The 17480-nt window shown below is 45.4% G+C and carries 17 protein-coding genes; 16 read left to right on the forward strand and 1 reads right to left on the reverse strand.

The features are described 5' to 3' along the window. Nucleotides 1–72 precede the first annotated feature (72 nt). The 16 genes from FD961_RS04065 (at nucleotide 73) to FD961_RS04140 (ending at nucleotide 15849) form a co-directional block, all read left to right on the forward strand. On the forward strand, nucleotides 73–432 hold the full coding sequence (locus tag FD961_RS04065; protein WP_068948474.1) for an NADH-quinone oxidoreductase subunit A: 360 nt from the start codon (nucleotides 73–75) through the stop codon (nucleotides 430–432). Between the two features lie 5 nt (nucleotides 433–437). Further along, nucleotides 438–920 carry an NADH-quinone oxidoreductase subunit B family protein gene (locus FD961_RS04070; RefSeq protein WP_071465869.1) on the forward strand — a complete coding sequence of 161 codons (483 nt, stop codon included), beginning with the start codon at nucleotides 438–440 and terminating at the stop codon, nucleotides 918–920. A gap of 3 nt (nucleotides 921–923) precedes the next feature. Further along, nucleotides 924–1523, forward strand: coding sequence for an NADH-quinone oxidoreductase subunit C (locus tag FD961_RS04075; protein ID WP_215394209.1), 600 nt, complete (start codon nucleotides 924–926; stop codon nucleotides 1521–1523). A 3-nt stretch (nucleotides 1524–1526) separates the two neighbouring features. Continuing rightward, on the forward strand, nucleotides 1527–2780 hold the full coding sequence (locus tag FD961_RS04080; protein WP_215394210.1) for an NADH-quinone oxidoreductase subunit D: 1254 nt from the start codon (nucleotides 1527–1529) through the stop codon (nucleotides 2778–2780). A gap of 22 nt (nucleotides 2781–2802) precedes the next feature. After that, nucleotides 2803–3309, forward strand: coding sequence for an NADH-quinone oxidoreductase subunit NuoE (gene nuoE, locus FD961_RS04085; protein WP_215394211.1), 507 nt, complete (start codon nucleotides 2803–2805; stop codon nucleotides 3307–3309). Beyond that, nucleotides 3306–4604: an NADH-quinone oxidoreductase subunit NuoF gene (gene nuoF / locus FD961_RS04090; RefSeq protein WP_071465865.1), complete on the forward strand. Its 1299-nt coding sequence runs from the start codon at nucleotides 3306–3308 to the stop codon at nucleotides 4602–4604. The genes nuoE and nuoF overlap by 4 nt, the downstream gene beginning before the upstream one ends. Before the next feature lie 31 nt (nucleotides 4605–4635). Continuing rightward, complete coding sequence (gene nuoG, locus FD961_RS04095) at nucleotides 4636–6951, forward strand: NADH-quinone oxidoreductase subunit NuoG (RefSeq protein WP_215394212.1); 2316 nt, start codon at nucleotides 4636–4638, stop codon at nucleotides 6949–6951. A gap of 8 nt (nucleotides 6952–6959) precedes the next feature. Next, nucleotides 6960–8033: an NADH-quinone oxidoreductase subunit NuoH gene (gene nuoH, locus FD961_RS04100; protein ID WP_215394213.1), complete on the forward strand. Its 1074-nt coding sequence runs from the start codon at nucleotides 6960–6962 to the stop codon at nucleotides 8031–8033. 11 nt (nucleotides 8034–8044) lie between these two features. After that, nucleotides 8045–8536, forward strand: coding sequence for an NADH-quinone oxidoreductase subunit NuoI (nuoI, locus tag FD961_RS04105; protein WP_071465862.1), 492 nt, complete (start codon nucleotides 8045–8047; stop codon nucleotides 8534–8536). 20 nt (nucleotides 8537–8556) lie between these two features. Further along, complete coding sequence (locus FD961_RS04110; protein WP_215394214.1) at nucleotides 8557–9204, forward strand: NADH-quinone oxidoreductase subunit J; 648 nt, start codon at nucleotides 8557–8559, stop codon at nucleotides 9202–9204. Then, complete coding sequence (gene nuoK, locus FD961_RS04115) at nucleotides 9201–9509, forward strand: NADH-quinone oxidoreductase subunit NuoK (RefSeq protein ID WP_215394215.1); 309 nt, start codon at nucleotides 9201–9203, stop codon at nucleotides 9507–9509. The genes FD961_RS04110 and nuoK overlap by 4 nt, the downstream gene beginning before the upstream one ends. 2 nt (nucleotides 9510–9511) lie before the next feature. Beyond that, nucleotides 9512–11566, forward strand: a complete 2055-nt coding sequence (nuoL, locus tag FD961_RS04120) for an NADH-quinone oxidoreductase subunit L (protein WP_215394216.1) — start codon at nucleotides 9512–9514, stop codon at nucleotides 11564–11566. Nucleotides 11567–11590: 24 nt separating this feature from the next. Continuing rightward, complete coding sequence (locus FD961_RS04125; RefSeq protein ID WP_215394217.1) at nucleotides 11591–13057, forward strand: NADH-quinone oxidoreductase subunit M; 1467 nt, start codon at nucleotides 11591–11593, stop codon at nucleotides 13055–13057. 10 nt (nucleotides 13058–13067) lie between these two features. Beyond that, entirely contained in the window at nucleotides 13068–14567 is a 1500-nt protein-coding gene (gene nuoN / locus FD961_RS04130; RefSeq protein ID WP_215394218.1) for an NADH-quinone oxidoreductase subunit NuoN, read from the forward strand. A 130-nt stretch (nucleotides 14568–14697) separates the two neighbouring features. Beyond that, a complete protein-coding gene (locus FD961_RS04135; RefSeq protein ID WP_215394345.1) occupies nucleotides 14698–15297 on the forward strand; it encodes an NUDIX domain-containing protein in 600 nt (199 codons plus the stop codon). Nucleotides 15298–15363: 66 nt separating this feature from the next. Then, nucleotides 15364–15849 carry a DUF1178 family protein gene (locus FD961_RS04140; RefSeq protein WP_215394219.1) on the forward strand — a complete coding sequence of 162 codons (486 nt, stop codon included), beginning with the start codon at nucleotides 15364–15366 and terminating at the stop codon, nucleotides 15847–15849. Nucleotides 15850–15916: 67 nt separating this feature from the next. Here the strand turns inward: FD961_RS04140 and FD961_RS04145 are convergent, their stop codons facing one another. Beyond that, nucleotides 15917–17437: a CoA-acylating methylmalonate-semialdehyde dehydrogenase gene (locus FD961_RS04145; protein WP_215394220.1), complete on the reverse strand. Its 1521-nt coding sequence runs from the start codon at nucleotides 17435–17437 to the stop codon at nucleotides 15917–15919. Nucleotides 17438–17480: the final 43 nt, after the last annotated feature.

Consider the following 17480-nt stretch of genomic DNA (forward strand, 5'->3'; position numbering starts at 1 on the left):
ATAGAAGTTAGTAGTGGAATAATTAAAATTTGCTGTACTGAAGATTTATCAGACGAACGACTCAGGACTATTTTGAATCTCGCTAATTACTTTCCTGTTCTGCTTTTCATCCTCGTAGGTATTGGGGTGGGATTAGTCCCCATGTTCCTCGGAAAAATTCTGGCTCCTTCAAAGCCTGATGCTGAAAAACTCTCTCCATATGAGTGCGGTTTTGAAGCTTTTGAAGATGCGCGTATGAAGTTCGATGTGCGCTACTACCTGATTGCTATTCTCTTTATTTTGTTTGACCTTGAAACTGCATTCCTATTCCCATGGGGTGTCGCATTACGTGATCTTGGTTGGTTCGGCTACGCCTCTATGGTGATTTTCCTTTTGGAATTCATTGTGGGATTTGTATATATCTGGAAAAAGGGCGCTCTCGACTGGGAGTGATCGATATGGCATTAGAAGGCGTTCTCAAAGAAGGATTTGTAACCACTACAGCGGACCAGCTAATCAACTGGACCCGCAACGGTTCCTTATGGCCAATGACCTTTGGTCTAGCCTGTTGTGCGGTAGAAATGATGCATGCTGGCGCTTCCCGTTATGACTTAGACCGTTTCGGTGTGGTATTTCGCCCATCGCCACGTCAGTCAGATTTGATGATTGTTGCCGGCACGTTGACCAATAAGATGGCCCCTGCATTGCGCAAGGTTTATGACCAAATGCCAGAGCCACGCTGGGTTCTGTCTATGGGTTCCTGTGCCAATGGTGGCGGCTACTATCACAACTCTTATTCAGTAGTTCGCGGTTGCGATCGCATTGTGCCGGTTGATATTTATGTTCCTGGCTGCCCTCCAACTGCTGAAGCCTTGATCTATGGAATTATTCAGCTTCAATCCAAGATTGCTCGAACTAGCACTATTGCGCGGAAGGCTTAAGCAATGTCAGATCGTTTAAATCAATTAGTCGCCAACCTCGAAAAAGTACTTGGTAAGCGCGCGCAATCTATTGAAACAGCATTAGGTGAAGTCACTGTTGTTCTCAATGCAGATACCTATTTTGAATCCGCCTTATTGCTGCGCGATGATCCATTGCTAGGTTTTGAGCAGCTTATTGACCTATGTGGCGTGGACTACTTGGATTTGCACGAAGGCTCTTGGGCTGGTAAGCGCTTTGCAGCGGTAAGTCACTTGCTCTCTTTGCAGCATAACTGGCGTTTGCGTGTTCGAGTATTTGCTCCGGATGATAGTTATCCGCTAGTTGCATCTGTAACCCCTATCTGGAATTCTGCTAACTGGTTTGAGCGTGAAGCATTCGATCTCTACGGCATTATTTTTGAAGGTCATGATGATCTTCGTCGTATCTTGACCGACTATGGCTTTATTGGTCATCCATTCAGGAAAGATTTCCCAATTGCTGGAAACGTAGAAATGATCTACGACCCAGAGTTAAAACGTGTGATGTATCAGCCTGTAACGATTGAACCGCGTGAAATCACGCCAAGAATCGTTCGTGAAGAGCAGTACGGAGATCCGGTTTAAGTCATGGCAAAAATTAAGAACTACACCCTCAATTTTGGGCCACAGCACCCTGCGGCTCACGGCGTGCTTCGGATGGTGCTTGAGTTAGATGGTGAGGTTATTCAGCGCGCTGATCCCCATATTGGCTTGCTCCACCGCGCTACAGAAAAACTTGCTGAAACTCGAACTTGGATTCAAAACGTTCCTTACATGGATCGTTTGGACTATGTTTCGATGATGTCCAATGAGCATGCTTACGTTCTAGCCATTGAAAAATTATTGCAAGTAGATGTGCCTTTGCGTGCGCAATATATCCGCGTGATGTTTGATGAACTCACTCGTTTGCTGAATCACTTGTTGTGGATCGGTTGTCATGGCTTGGACGTTGGTGCCATGGCTGTATTCTTGTACGCCTTCCGTGATCGTGAAGATATTTTCGATATGTACGAAGCAGTATCGGGTGCACGTATGCATGCTGCCTACTATCGCCCAGGCGGGGTTTATCGGGATTTGCCAGACCAAATGGCGCAATACTCCAAGAACAAAATTCGTAGTGCATCTGCGATTAAACGTCTGAATGAAAATCGTAGCGGTACCTTGCTCGACTTTATTGAAGATTTCACAGGCCGTTTTGATGCCAACGTCGATGAGTACTGCAATCTCTTAACGGATAACCGTATTTGGAAACAACGCTTGGTCGGTATTGGCGTGGTCTCTCCTGAGCGTGCATTGCAGCTTGGCTTTACTGGCCCAATGCTCCGTGGCTCTGGGATTGAGTGGGACTTGCGCAAGAAGCAGCCCTACGAAACCTATGACAAGCTTGATTTTGACATTCCCGTTGGTGTGAATGGTGACTCATATGATCGTTACCTGATTCGTATGGAAGAAATGCGTCAATCGAACCGCATCATCAAGCAGTGCGTTGCTTGGCTGAAAGCAAATGATGGTCCTGTAATGAGCGATAACCATAAAGTGTCTCCGCCAAAGCGTGTAGACATGAAGTCAAATATGGAAGAACTCATTCACCATTTCAAACTCTTTACCGAAGGTTTGCATATTCCCAATGGCGAGGCTTACTCTGCTGTTGAGCATCCTAAAGGGGAGTTTGGCATCTACTTAATTTCGGATGGCGCAAACAAGCCTTATCGCTTGAAGATTCGTGCGCCAGGATTTGTACACCTGTCCGCAATGGATGAAATGTCACGTGGCCATATGTTGGCTGATGCGGTCACGATTATTGGTACGCAAGATATCGTATTCGGGGAGATTGACCGCTAATTGAGCGTGCCAAGGATTATTAATGACAACAACTCTTCAACTTTCCGACAAAACGCTGGCAGATATTGCCCGTAACGTTGCTAAATACCCAGCAGAGCAAAAGCAATCTGCTGTGATGGCTGCACTTATTGCTGCTCAAACTGAAGTGGGTTGGGTTTCACCAGAAGTGATTGCAGTAGTTGCCCAAATCTTAGAAATGCCAACCATTGCCGTAGAAGAAGTGGCAACCTTTTACAACATGTACAACACCAAACCAATTGGTAAGTACAAGTTGGTAATTTGCACTAATCTGCCTTGTCAATTAACGCATGGTGAAACCGCCGCGACTCACTTAAAAGAAACTTTGGGTATTGGCTTTAATGAAACCACACCTTGCGGTACCTTTACTCTCAAAGAGGGTGAGTGCATGGGCGCATGCGGTGACTCGCCCGTAATGCTCTTGAATGACAAGCGTATGTGTAGCTTTATGAGTAATGAAAAAATTGATGCTCTGCTAAATGAGCTTCGTGCAGAAGGGAAGTCAGCATGACTAGCTTGCACGATCGCCATATTAAGCCCTTGATCCTTGCTGGATTAAATGGCGACAACTGGCGCTTAAAGGATTACGAGAGCCGCGGTGGTTATCAACAACTACGTCGTTTAATCAATGACAAAGTTTCACCTGATGCCATCATTGCTGAATTAAAAGCTTCATCACTCCGTGGTCGTGGTGGTGCAGGCTTCCCAACGGGGCTGAAGTGGAGCTTCATGCCGCGACAGTTCCCCGGTCAAAAATATTTAGTTTGTAATAGTGACGAAGGTGAGCCAGGTACATTTAAAGACCGAGACATCATGCGTTATAACCCTCATGCTTTGATCGAAGGCATGATTATTGGTGCTTACACCATGGGTATCACTACCGGCTATAACTACATTCACGGAGAAATCTGGGAAGTCTACTCACGTTTTGAAGAGGCTTTAGAAGAAGCTCGTGCCGCAGGTTACTTAGGTGACAAAATTTTAGGTAGCGATTTTTCATTCCAACTACATGCATCACCAGGTTGGGGTGCTTATATCTGTGGTGAAGAAACTGCTTTACTGGAATCGCTGGAAGGTAAAAAAGGCCAACCACGCTTTAAGCCACCATTCCCAGCAAGCTTTGGTTTATATGGCAAGCCAACGACGATTAACAATACGGAAACATTTGCAGCCGTGCCTTTCATTTTGGCAATTGGTGGTCAAGCGTATTTGGATCTTGGCAAACCGAATAATGGCGGAACGAAGATTTTCTCTGTATCTGGCGATGTTGTGCATCCAGGCAATTATGAAATTCCCTTAGGAACACCTTTTGCAGAGCTCTTGAAGTTGGCTGGTGGTATGCGTGACGGTGTGGCATTGAAAGCTGTTATTCCTGGCGGATCATCTGCACCAGTAGTACCCGGTGCTCAGATGATGGACTTGACCATGGATTACGACAGTATTGCTAAAGCAGGATCAATGCTGGGTTCCGGTGCAGTCATTGTGATGAATGAAACTCGATGCATGGTTCGCGCCTTAGAGCGTCTCTCTTATTTCTATCACGAAGAGTCTTGCGGTCAATGCACCCCATGTCGTGAGGGTACTGGCTGGTTGTGGCGCATTGTGCATCGTATTGAACACGGCCAAGGCCGCCCAGAAGATTTAGATTTACTCAACGATGTAGCAGCAAATATTCAAGGTCGCACGATTTGCGCTTTGGGTGATGCAGCTGCAATGCCGGTACGCGGTATGTTGAAGCATTACATGGATGAATTTGCGTATCACGTAGAGCATAAGCGCTGCTTAGATTCTGCAAAACCTTTATAAGTTATTGAGCACGGGACATCTTAAAGTGAGCATGGTTGAAATCGAATTAGATGGTAAGGCAGTAGAAGTTCCGCAAGGTTCGATGGTGATGCACGCCGCGAATAAGCTCGGTACTTACGTTCCTCATTTCTGCTATCACAAGAAGTTATCTATCGCTGCTAACTGCCGTATGTGTTTGGTTGAAGTTGAAAAAGCACCAAAACCATTACCAGCTTGCGCTACTCCTGTAACGCAGGGCATGAAAGTATTCACGCATTCAGCTAAAGCAGTTGAAGCGCAACGCTCTGTTATGGAATTCTTGCTCATTAACCATCCTTTAGATTGCCCAATTTGCGATCAAGGTGGAGAGTGCCAGTTACAAGATTTGGCGGTAGGTTACGGAAAATCCAGCTCACGCTATGACGAAGAAAAGCGTGTGGTATTTCATAAGAATGTAGGCCCATTAATCTCTATGCAAGAGATGAGCCGCTGTATTCATTGCACGCGTTGTGTTCGTTTTGGCCAAGAAGTTGCTGGTGTGATGGAGCTTGGCATGATCAACCGTGGTGAGCATTCCGAGATCACGACATTTGTAGGTCAAACTGTCGATTCAGAGCTTTCTGGAAACATGATTGATCTGTGCCCGGTTGGCGCTTTAACGAGTAAGCCATTCCGCTACGGTGCTCGCACATGGGAAATGGGGCGCAAGCGCTCAGTCAGTCCTCATGACAGTTTAGGTGCCAATACAACCGTTCAAACTAAAGCCAATAAAGTGCTGCGAGTGGTTGCCTTAGAAAACGAAGCCATTAACGAATGTTGGATTAGCGATCGTGATCGCTTCTCTTATGAAGGTGTCAATAGTTCTGAGCGCATCACAAGCCCGATGGTGAAGCAGGGCGGTCAATGGTTAGAGACCGATTGGCAGTCTGCATTAGATTATGTTGCTCATTCATTGAAGACTATTTCTTCTGAGAGTGGTGCGCAATCCATCGGTGCATTAGCTCATCCCATTTCTAGTACAGAAGAATTGCATCTCCTGCAAAAGATCGTCCGTAGCTTGGGCTCTAATCAAGTCGAAACGCGTTTACGTCAAACTGATATCAGTGGTGCTGCATCAGCTCCTTGGTTGGGTATGCCGATTACTAAGCTTAGCGAGCTTGACCGCGTTTTAGTGATTGGAAGCTTCTTGCGTAAAGATCAGCCAATCTTGGCTGCACGGATTCGTACCGCTGCTAAACGTGCACTTCAGGTATCCCGTATTGACGCCGGCGGTGATGATTGGTTAATTCCTGCAACAGGAATCGCTGCCGCTCCTAGTGCTTGGTTAAATGCATTGAGTGAAGTTGCCTTGGCGATTTCAAAAGCGAAATCAGTTAATGCACCAGCTGGTACTTTTAATTTGCCAGTATCTGCACAAGCGCAACAGATTGCTGATAGCCTGCTTTCTGGAACAAGCTCTGCCGTCTTAATTGGCTCGGCAGCTCTTGCTCATCCTCATGCTTCTGATTTGCATGTTTTGGCTCAGTTTATTGCTCAGCAAACAGGAGCAACTCTGGGTTTCCTGCCTGTTGGTGGAAACGCTGTTGGTGCCTCTCTAGTCAATGCTAATGGTGCTGGCGTTGATTCAGTTCTGTCTGGCGATCGCCGTGCTGTGATCTTAATGAATATCGAGCCTGACTCCGATCTTCCAAACCCTATGCAAGCCCGTGCTGCTTTAGCAAAAGCGAATACCGTCATTGCGTTAAGTGCATTTAGATCGGCTGACCTGTTAGAGGTGGCCGATGTGATTTTGCCAATTACCCCATTTACCGAGACCGTTTCTACCTTTGTCAATGCAGAAGGTAGGGCACAAACCATTCAACCCGCTGTGAAACCTTTGGGTGATTCACGTCCGGCATGGAAAGTATTGCGTGTTTTGGGTGGGCTGCTCAACTTAGATGGATTCCTCTACAACGTGCCGGAAGAAGTCTTGGGTGAAGCATTAGGTGATAACTACTGTACCCGCTTGAAGAATCAATCGACTGCCAACTCAGTGATCAATGGTAATTTAGCCCCACTAAACGGTTTAGAGCGTTTAGCTGATGTCAATATTTACGCTGGTGATCCTATTGTTCGTCGTGCCCCTGCATTGCACTTAACACGCGATTCCAAACGCGGTAATCAGGCTGGCTTAAGCCAAAAACTGTTCTCGGAACTAGGCTTGAAAGAGGGCGATGCAGTGCGCGTTACTCAAGGCGACCAATCGGTTGATTTGCCTGCAACATTAGAAGCAAACTTAGCAGCAGGTGCTGTACGTATTTCAGCAGGCACTTTGGCTAGCGCTAAATTGGGATCGATGTTTGGTCCAGTAACCGTAAGTAAGGCATAAGGTACGAGATGGATAATTTCTTGAACCTCATTACTACACAGGGCGAATCTATTTTTGGCTCTTTTTGGCCATTGGTTTGGGCTTTAGTTCGCATTGTCATCATCGTTTTGCCAATGTTTGGTTGTGTTGCTTACTTAACTTTGTGGGAACGTAAGCTCATCGGTTGGATGCATATTCGTCTAGGCCCTAATCGTGTTGGTCCATTAGGTTTGTTGCAGCCGATTGCTGACGCATTGAAGTTATTAATGAAGGAGATTATTTCTCCTGCAAAAGCTAGTCTTGTTTTGTATTTCATTGCACCGGTAATGGTCATTGCTCCAGCGTTTGCTGCGTGGGCTGTGATTCCTTTCCAGGCGAAGATGGTGTTGGCCGATGTTAATGCGGGCCTTCTGTATGTCATGGCCATTTCATCTGTTGGCGTTTATGGCGTTATTTTGGCGGGCTGGTCATCCAACTCCAAATATCCGTTTTTAGGTGCGATGCGTGCGTCTGCACAAATGATCTCTTACGAAATCGCTATGGGCTTCGCCCTGGTGACGGTATTGCTAACTTCAGGCTCCTTAAATTTGAGTACGATCGTTGCCTCGCAAGAGCAAGGCTATTTCGCTAGCATGGGCCTAAACTTCCTATCATGGAACTGGTTGCCTTTATTGCCAATGTTCTTAATTTATTTCATCTCAGGCGTTGCCGAAACAAATCGTCATCCATTTGACGTTGTTGAAGGTGAATCTGAGATTGTTGCTGGTCATATGGTTGAGTACTCCGGAATGGCATTTGCCATGTTCTTCTTGGCCGAGTATGCCAACATGATATTGATCGCAGCATTAGCTTCAACCATGTTCTTGGGCGGCTGGTTGCCGATTGTTGATTTACCTATCTTGCGCGATATTCCAGGTTTCTTTTGGTTATTCGGTAAAACTTTCTTCTTGTTGTCCTGTGTTATTTGGTTGCGTGCCACATTGCCTCGCTACCGCTACGACCAAATCATGCGTTTGGGCTGGAAGATCTTTATCCCCATCTCCGTATTTTGGGTGGTTGTTATCGGCGCATGGGTGGTATCCCCATGGAATATTTGGAAATAAGTTGATTAATCATGTTTAAGAAAATTTCCCAGTTCCTCGATAGCTTAATGCTCAAAGAAATTTTGGTTGGTATGTCCATTACTGGCCGTTATCTCTTCAAACCAAAAATTACCATTCAGTACCCTGAAGAGAAGACGCCTTTATCTAATCGCTTCCGTGGATTACATGCATTACGTCGCTATGAAAGCGGAGAAGAGCGTTGCATTGGCTGTAAGTTATGCGAGGCAGTTTGTCCGGCCTATGCTATTACGATTGAAACCGCAGAGCGCGATGACGGCACACGTCGTACCACCCGTTATGACATTGACCTAACCAAATGCATTTTCTGCGGCTTTTGCGAAGAGGCTTGTCCAGTAGATGCCATTGTTGAAACCAATATCTTTGAATACTTTGGTGATAAGCGCGGCGACTTATATTTCACTAAAGACATGCTTTTGGCTGTTGGTGATAAGTATGAAAAAGAAATTGCTAGCAACCGCGTCATTGATGCACCTTACCGCTAATCGAATAGAGCCTATATAAAATGACATTCGATCCATCTACCTTATTTGCAGTCTTTTTCTACGGCTTTGCTGGCCTCTTAGTAATCTCAGCAATTCGTGTGATTACCGCTCGCAATCCAGTTCACGCTGCCTTATTCTTGGTTCTCGCATTCTTCTGCGCTTCCGGTCTATGGATGTTGCTCAAGGCGGAGTTCCTCAGTTTGGCCCTCATCTTGGTTTATGTTGGTGCCGTCATGGTCTTATTCCTATTCGTCGTGATGATGTTGGATCTTGATATCGAGCATCTTCGCCGTGACTTTAAAAAATTCCTCCCCGTTGCTTTCCTAATGGGTGCCGTGATTGTTCTAGAGCTCTCTATTGTGCTAATTCGTAGTTTCGTTGGCACGAATACGCCTGTCCAAGCAATGCCTGAAGAGGTAATGGCTAACAATACTCAAGCCTTGGGCATGTTGATTTTCGGCGACTATGTTTATGCATTTGAAGTTGCTGGTGTCATCTTATTAGTGGCAATCATTGCAGCAGTTGCTTTAACACTTCGCAATCGTAAAGATGTCAAATCTCAAAATATCCACGAACAAGTCAATGTAAAGGTGGCTGACCGCTGGAGAATGGTGAAGATGGATACTGATATGGCTGCAAAACAAGATACTCGGGGTGAGAAAAAATGAGCATTACTCTTGCCCACTATTTAGTGCTTAGCGCAATTCTATTTGCGACTAGCGTCATCGGTATCTTTTTGAATCGCAAGAACGTCATCGTTTTGCTTATGGCAATTGAGTTAATGTTGCTTTCAGTAAACATGAATTTTGTTGCTTTCTCTCATTATTTGGGAGATATGGCGGGTCAAGTATTCGTTTTCTTCATTTTGACTGTGGCGGCTGCTGAAGCAGCTATTGGCTTGGCAATTTTGGTTGTTCTCTTCCGCAAGGTCGACACCATTAATGCTGAAGATCTAGACCACCTTAAAGGCTAGTCATGCAATTGACCTTAAACATTCCTGTTCTCTGCGCAATTCCATTGGCGCCGCTAGTCGGCTCCATCATTGCTGGCTTTTTTGGAACTAAGTTAGGCGGTAATCGGATTGGTCACGGCGCCAGTCAGTTTGTCACTATCTTGGGTGTCACCATTGCTTTTATTCTGTCCTGCAATGTTTTATCGCAGGTAATGGATGGCTTTTACTTTAACGGCACCGTATACCGCTGGATGCAGTTAGGCGAACTCAATTTAGATATTGGCTTCCTTATTGATCCGTTAACGGCCACCATGATGTGTGTGGTGACCTTTGTATCTCTAATGGTGCACATCTATACCATTGGTTATATGCAAGGTGAAGAAGGTTATAACCGTTTCTTCTCCTATATTTCGCTCTTTACCTTTGCAATGTTGATGTTGGTAATGAGCAATAACCTCTTGCAACTCTTCTTTGGTTGGGAAGCAGTGGGTGTAGTGTCTTATCTTTTGATTGGTTTCTACTTTGAACGCCAATCCGCCGTGTTTGCCAATATGAAGGCCTTCTTGGTTAACCGCGTAGGCGATTTTGGTTTCATTCTTGGTATTGGCTTATTGCTGGCAAGTACTGGCTCCATGCAATATGACGTGATCTTCTCGCAAAATACTGCTTTAGCTGCGCAAACCTTGCCTGGCACAAGCTGGAACTTAGCAACCGTTGCCTGTATTTGTTTGTTTATTGGCGCCATGGGTAAATCGGCCCAATTTCCACTCCATGTTTGGTTGCCGGACTCTATGGAAGGCCCTACGCCAATTTCTGCATTGATTCACGCTGCAACTATGGTTACTGCGGGTATCTTCATGGTGTCACGCATGTCACCATTGTTTGAGCTCTCTGATGTAGCGTTAAGCTTTATCTTGGTGATTGGCTCGATCACAGCGCTGTTCATGGGTTTCTTGGGTATTGTGCAAAACGATATCAAGCGGGTCGTTGCCTATTCCACATTGTCACAGTTAGGTTATATGACTGTAGCTTTAGGTGTTTCAGCATATCCAGTAGCAATCTTCCACTTGATGACTCATGCATTCTTCAAGGCGCTGCTATTTCTTGCAGCCGGTAGCGTAATCTTAGGCATGCATCACGAGCAAGATATGCGCAAGATGGGTGGTTTATGGAAATACATGCCGATTACTTGCTTGATGATGTTGCTTGGTAATCTAGCTTTGATTGGAACCCCATTCTTCTCTGGCTTCTATTCAAAGGATTCCATTATTGAAGCTGTTGCAGCAAGTCATATTCCTGGCTCTGGATTCGCTTACTTTGCAGTTATGGCTAGCGTATTCGTAACAGCTTTGTATTCATTCCGTCTTTACTTCTGGGTATTCCATGGAAAAGCCCGTTGGGGTCATGCAGATTCGCATGATCACCATCATGATCATGCGGAGCAGGGTGACGATCACGCTCATCACGGTTTAGCTCCCGGTCAAAAACCACATGAATCTCCATTGGTGGTGACATTGCCACTGATTCTCTTGGCGATTCCATCAGTGATTATTGGTTTTTACACCATTTCACCACTTTTATTTGGAACTTACTTTGGCGATTCGATCTTTATCGACTTGGCTCGTCACCCAGTAATGAAGGAGTTAGCAGAAGAATTCCACGGTCCAGTAGAGATGGCGATTCATGCCTTTACTTCACCAGTATTGGGTCTTGTTGTACTTGGTGTGCTGACTGCTGCTATTGGTTATCTTTGGGCTCCCAAATTACCAGCTAAAGTGGCTGAAGCTTTTGCCCCGATTAAAAAATTGTTCGATAACAAATACTATTTGGATGATTTCAACCAAGCAGTATTTGCCAAAGGACTCATTTGGATTGGTGGCTTCTTGTGGCATCGTGGTGATCAAAAGATCATCGATGGTTTCTTGGTTAACGGTAGCGCATATTCAGTAGGGCGCTTCGCTGGTGTCATTCGCCATTTGCAATCCGGTTATGTGTATCACTATGCGTTTGCAATGATTGCAGGCCTGGCGGTATTGTTGGCCTGGGTTTTGTATGCTTACCTGCCTTTTGTTCGATAGGCCTTTGTTACTTAAGTAGCCACTATGATTCTTTCTTACGCAATCTGGACCCCAATCGTCTTTGGACTCATTATTTTGTTTTATGGGTCTGAGAAGCCATCTGCCGGTGTACGCTGGTTATCGCTTTTTGGGGCGGTAATTGGTTTTATTGCCACACTTCCATTGATATTGAACTTTGATGTTGCTAATGCCGGCATGCAGTTTGTAGAGAAGGTGAGCTGGATTCCTCGTTATGACATCAACTACCATCTTGGCATTGATGGTATTTCTGTATGGTTTATTGTTCTGACTGCATTTGTCAACATCATCGTTGTCATTGCAGCTTGGGAAGTAATTGATACTAAGGTTTCGCAATACATGGCTTCATTCATGATCCTGTCTGGATTGATGATTGGCGTATTTGCTGCGTTAGATGCTTTGTTGTTCTATGTATTCTTTGAAGCAACCTTGATTCCGATGTACATCATTATTGGTGTATGGGGCGGACATAACCGCATATATGCAGCGTTCAAATTCTTTTTGTATACCTTGCTTGGCTCATTGCTGACTTTAGTCGCAATGCTCTATCTATATAACGTTACCAACACCTTTGATATTTTGGCTTGGCAAAATGCCCGCCTAGATATCGTTGAACAAATCTTGTTGTTTGCTGCATTCTTTATGGCATTTGCCGTCAAGGTTCCAATGTGGCCTTTGCATACTTGGTTGCCAGACGTTCACGTAGAGGCGCCAACAGGCGGGTCCGTAGTTTTGGCCGCAATTATGTTGAAGTTGGGTGCTTATGGCTTTTTGCGCTTCTCTTTACCGATTGCTCCAGATGCCAGCCAATACTTAGGCCCATTTGTTATTTTCTTATCCTTGGTTGCTGTGATCTATGTTGGTGCAGTGGCTTTGGTTCAAAAAGATATGAAAAAGCTAGTGGCTTATTCATCAGTAGCTCATATGGGCTTTGTGACGCTCGGCTTCTTCCTCTTCAGTCCACTTGGTATCGAGGGTGGCATTGTCCAAATGATCTCCCATGGCTTTGTCGCTGGTGCCATGTTCTTGTCTATCGGCGTTCTTTATGACCGTATGCATACACGTCAAATCGCTGATTACGGTGGAGTGGTGCATCGCATGCCAGCATTCACTGCCTTTGCAGTGCTAATGGCAATGGCTAATTGCGGCTTACCTGCTACATCTGGTTTCGTTGGTGAGTTTATGGTGATCTTAGCCGCCGTTGATTACGACTTTGTGATTGGCATCTTGGCTGCCACGGCTTTGATTCTGGGCGCCGCTTATTCTTTGTGGATGGTAAAGCGGGTTTTCTTTGGCACCATCAATAATGAGCACGTAGAAGAACTCAAAGATCTCAATGCTCGCGAGTACTTCATGATGGCCGTTTTATCAATCTGTGTCATTGGTATGGGCGTTTATCCAAAACCATTTACAGACATTATTCATCCAGCCGTGATCAATCTGCTGCAGCATGTTGCTGTTAGCAAACTCTGAGTAAAAGCAAATGCAAGCATTCGACCTATACGCCATCCTGCCGGAACTCGTTCTCCTAATTGCTACTTGCTTATTGTTGGTGGCGAGTGTTTTTGTACCTGAAAAAGCCACTTCAACTCCTGGCGTTGAGCAAGATATCTTTCACACTCCCCGCGGTGTCGGTTTTGTGTATTTTTTCTCATTGATCTTGTTAATCTATCTGATCTTCGCATTCGTTGGCCGCTTAGGTGACGTATCCCTTGTTGCTATGAATGGTTTGTTTCAGTCAGACCCTTTGTCTAATTTGCTCAAGGCCTGTTCATGTGGAGCTGTCTTAATAAGCTTGATTTACTCCAAGCAGTATTTATCTGATCGGGGTCTATTCCGTCCAGACTTTATCGTCTTAATCTTGCTGGCTTTATTGGGCCAGATGGTTTTGATTTCTGGGGCAAATCTGCTAACGCTTTATCTTGGCTTGGAGTTGATGGCATTGCCGATGTATGCTCTGGTGGCTATGCGCCATAGCAGCGAGAAGAGTGTTGAAGCCGGTATTAAGTATTTCATCTTGGGCGCTTTAGCCTCAGGTTTCTTGTTGTACGGTATGTCGATGTTATACGGCGTTACTGGCTCTCTAGATTTAATTGAAATCTTCAAAACAGTTGCCGATCCCCGTGTAAATCACTTGGTGATGGCTTTTGGTTTGGTATTTATTGTTGCTGGCTTGGCATTCAAGTTGGGGGTTGTTCCTTTTCATATGTGGGTGCCGGATGTTTATCAAGGTGCGCCAACAGCAGTGACTTTGATGATCGCTGGCGCTCCAAAATTAGCGGCTTTTGCATTGTTATTCCGCTTACTGGTAAATACTTTGTTGCCATTGATGGGCGATTGGCAGCCGATGTTAGTCTTGTTAGCCATCCTATCATTAGTCGTTGGTAACGTTACTGCGATTGCCCAAACGAATATTAAGCGCATGCTTGCTTACTCAGCAATCGCACAAATGGGTTTTGTTCTCTTGGGCATGCTGTCTGTATTTGATGATCACGCCTTTAGCGCTTCGATGTTTTACGCCATTACTTATGTGCTCACTACATTAGGTAGCTTTGGATTGTTGATGGCTCTGTCACGCAAAGGATATGACTGTGAAACTCTGGATGGTCTTAAAGGATTGAATAAGAAACATCCTTGGTTTGCATTTATTGGTTTAGTAATGATGTTCTCCTTAGCTGGCATTCCTCCAACCGTAGGTTTTGCAGCTAAATTGGGTGTTTTGGAAGCCCTGGTAGATGCAGAGCATACGTTCTTGGCCATCATCGCCGTAATGGCGTCTTTGGTTGGTGCTTTCTACTACCTCAGAGTAGTGAAAGTGATGTATTTTGATGAGCCAAGCCATGAAGTGACTATTTCTGGCTCTGGTTTTGCTAAAGGTCTATTGAGTTTGAACACCATCTTGGTTTTGGCTATTGGCATTGTCCCGGCTGCATTAATGAGTGTTTGTCTCGATGCAATGCGCCGCACCTTATTGGGCTCATAAATTTACCGGTACTGTAAATAAGGGCTCCTCAGGGAGCCTTTATTGTTTAATGTTCAGTGATGACATTTAAATGACATGGATCTTTTGTACGATCTTCATTTAAATGAAGGTAACTAAATGGAAAGACTCTATGATCGAAAAATCATTTAAAGATATGCCGGCAGGGGATACCCACTTGCGCGAAGATCGCATTTCAGGTGAGGATATTTACGGCGGTATCTTCTTAAATATGAAGCGTGATCAAGTGCGCCTTCCTGATGGTCATATTGCTGCGCGAGAATATTTAACCCATCCCGGTGCTGTTGCTGTGCTAGCTCTCTTGGATGATGGCAGGGTGTTGCTTGAGCGTCAGTATCGGTATCCAATAGCCAAGGCGTGTATCGAAATTCCGGCGGGTAAGTTAGAAATCGGTGAAGATCCATTGATGTGCGCTCAGCGTGAGCTGGAAGAAGAAACTGGGTACACCGCTCAGAAGTGGAGTTTCATACGTCGAATTCACCCAGTGATTTCATATTCAACTGAATTTATTGATATCTACTTGGCGCAAGAGCTAACTCCCGGTCCGAACAAGCTAGATGATGAAGAGTTTTTGGACGTCTTTGCAGAGCCTTTGGAGCAATTAATTGCCTGGGTTGAGGTTGGCGAGATTACGGATGTTAAAACGACCATATCTGCCTATTGGTTGGATCGGTATAGACGTGGATTGGCGAGTCCTCACCCCCTCAATTAGGGTGTTTTGTAATTCCCATTAAAATAGACCTATTGAATTTGGCATTTTTGCCCTTATATAGGTCATATGAAAGTCTACAACCTCGCTTGCCCCTTAGATCATCACTTTGAGGGATGGTTTGCCTCTGAAGAGGATTGTCTTGCCCAGCAAGACAAAGGTATGCTCGCCTGCCCAGTGTGCGACAGCACCGAAATCACCCGCATGCCTTCTGCCCCCAGAATTGCAAAGTCAACCTCTTTAGCGATCGCTGCGCCCAATGAAAATATTGGCGCTACTAGTGGGGAGGTGGTTGCCTTAACGGGTAATGATCATTCACGCCTAGAGGCGCAAGTACAAGCAGCCTTCTTAAAAGGGATGCGTGAGTTGATGGGTAAATCCGAAGATGTCGGCGCTTCCTTTGCAGAAGAGGCTCGTAAGATTCATTACAAAGAAGCCCCCGAGCGCAGTATTCGTGGTCAGACTACCTTGGATGAGGCGGAGTCCCTGAGAGAAGAGGGTATTGATGTATTGGCTGTGCCACTCATGCCAGCATTCAAAAATACCTTGCAGTAAATTCTGAAGTAAACAGATAAAAAAATAGCGATCTGAAGATCGCTATTTTTACTTAGGCCCCAGCCTCTTACTTGGAGGTAGGCATAACAAACTCGGCACCCTTAGCAATACTCTCAGGCCAGCGTTGCATGACGCTCTTCTGCTTAGTGTAGAAGCGAACGCCTTCTTTGCCATATGCATGCATGTCACCAAATAGTGATTTCTTCCATCCGCCAAAGCCATGCCATGCCATCGGTACTGGAATTGGTACGTTAATACCAACCATGCCTACTTGTACACGGCGCGCAAATTCACGGGCAATATTGCCATCGCTAGTAAAGCAGGCTACGCCATTACCAAATTCGCAAGAGTTCACCAAATTCAGTGCTTCGGTAAAGTTTGCAACGCGTAAACAGGAAAGAACTGGTCCAAAGATTTCTTCGAGGTAAATCTTCATATCAGGAGTCACGTTATCAAACAAGGTGCCACCCAAGAAGAAGCCATTTTCATATCCAGCAACTTTATGACCGCGACCATCTACTAATAATTTTGCGCCGGAGGCAACGCCGCTATCGATGTAACCGGTAATACGGTCTAATGCAGCTTTGGTAACAATCGGGCCCATTTCAGCGTCAAGCTCCATACCGTTCTTAACTTTGAGCGTCTTAGTCCGCTCAATAAGTTTAGGCATGATCTTTTCAGCAACATCACCGACCAATACGGCAACTGAGATTGCCATGCAGCGCTCTCCAGCGGAGCCATAGGCAGCGCCAACAAGAGCATCAATTGCTTTATCAATATCGGCATCCGGCATGATAACCATATGGTTTTTAGCGCCACCCAGGGCTTGTGAACGTTTACCAAAGTGGGCACAACGCTCATAGATGTAGTTTGCAATCGGGGTTGAGCCGACAAAGCTGACTGCCTTAACATCTGGGTTCTCAATCAAGGCATCAACTGCCTCTTTATCGCCTTGCACCACGTTAAATACGCCATCTGGAAGACCGGCTTGTTTTAGTAATTTAGCCATAAACAGCGAAGCGGAGGGATCGGTTGGGCTCGGTTTGAGGATGAAAGTATTGCCGCAAGCAATGGCAACCGGGAACATCCACATAGGAACCATTACTGGAAAGTTAAATGGAGTAATACCAGCAACCACGCCCAAAGGTTGGCGCATGACCCAGTTATCAATATCAGTAGAAACTTGCTCGGTGTAATCACCTTTAAGTAATTCTGGGATGCCTGTTGCAAACTCGACAATTTCAATACCGCGAGTGACTTCACCTTGCGCATCAGTAAATACCTTGCCATGTTCAGCAGTAATGATGGCAGCCAATTCGTCGCGATTGGCATTGAGAAGCTCTAAGTACTTAAACATAATGCGAGCACGACGCAGTGGGCTAGTGAGACCCCATGTCTCAAAAGCTTTTTGTGCAACGGCTACGGCTGCATCAACCTCTGTTTTACTGGCTAAGGCAACCTTACGGGCTACCGCACCCTTGGTTGGGTTAAAGACATCGGCAAAGCGACCGTCTTTAGGATTGATAACAGAGCCGCCAACGAAGTGGCCGATATCTTCTTTTGATTCAAAGGCTTGGGGTGCGTTCATAGTCTTCAGTAGGGATGATGGTAGTTTTAGGGGTAATTAAAGT

The sequence above is a fragment of the Polynucleobacter sp. TSB-Sco08W16 genome, assembly GCF_018687455.1.
Lineage (GTDB): Bacteria > Pseudomonadota > Gammaproteobacteria > Burkholderiales > Burkholderiaceae > Polynucleobacter.

What these genes read in the sequence shown, in the direction of transcription:
- FD961_RS04110 (WP_215394214.1), top strand. Translation starts at nt 8,557, where the DNA reads ATGACATTCGATCCATCTACCTTATTTGCAGTCTTTTTCTACGGCTTT.
- nuoK (WP_215394215.1), top strand. Translation starts at nt 9,201, where the DNA reads ATGAGCATTACTCTTGCCCACTATTTAGTGCTTAGCGCAATTCTATTT.
- FD961_RS04135 (WP_215394345.1), top strand. Translation starts at nt 14,698, where the DNA reads ATGATCGAAAAATCATTTAAAGATATGCCGGCAGGGGATACCCACTTG.
- nuoI (WP_071465862.1), top strand. Translation starts at nt 8,045, where the DNA reads ATGTTTAAGAAAATTTCCCAGTTCCTCGATAGCTTAATGCTCAAAGAA.
- nuoL (WP_215394216.1), top strand. Translation starts at nt 9,512, where the DNA reads ATGCAATTGACCTTAAACATTCCTGTTCTCTGCGCAATTCCATTGGCG.
- nuoG (WP_215394212.1), top strand. Translation starts at nt 4,636, where the DNA reads ATGGTTGAAATCGAATTAGATGGTAAGGCAGTAGAAGTTCCGCAAGGT.
- FD961_RS04070 (WP_071465869.1), top strand. Translation starts at nt 438, where the DNA reads ATGGCATTAGAAGGCGTTCTCAAAGAAGGATTTGTAACCACTACAGCG.
- FD961_RS04125 (WP_215394217.1), top strand. Translation starts at nt 11,591, where the DNA reads ATGATTCTTTCTTACGCAATCTGGACCCCAATCGTCTTTGGACTCATT.
- FD961_RS04080 (WP_215394210.1), top strand. Translation starts at nt 1,527, where the DNA reads ATGGCAAAAATTAAGAACTACACCCTCAATTTTGGGCCACAGCACCCT.
- nuoH (WP_215394213.1), top strand. Translation starts at nt 6,960, where the DNA reads ATGGATAATTTCTTGAACCTCATTACTACACAGGGCGAATCTATTTTT.
- FD961_RS04075 (WP_215394209.1), top strand. Translation starts at nt 924, where the DNA reads ATGTCAGATCGTTTAAATCAATTAGTCGCCAACCTCGAAAAAGTACTT.
- FD961_RS04145 (WP_215394220.1), bottom strand. Translation starts at nt 17,437, where the DNA reads ATGAACGCACCCCAAGCCTTTGAATCAAAAGAAGATATCGGCCACTTC.
- nuoN (WP_215394218.1), top strand. Translation starts at nt 13,068, where the DNA reads ATGCAAGCATTCGACCTATACGCCATCCTGCCGGAACTCGTTCTCCTA.
- FD961_RS04140 (WP_215394219.1), top strand. Translation starts at nt 15,364, where the DNA reads ATGAAAGTCTACAACCTCGCTTGCCCCTTAGATCATCACTTTGAGGGA.
- nuoF (WP_071465865.1), top strand. Translation starts at nt 3,306, where the DNA reads ATGACTAGCTTGCACGATCGCCATATTAAGCCCTTGATCCTTGCTGGA.
- nuoE (WP_215394211.1), top strand. Translation starts at nt 2,803, where the DNA reads ATGACAACAACTCTTCAACTTTCCGACAAAACGCTGGCAGATATTGCC.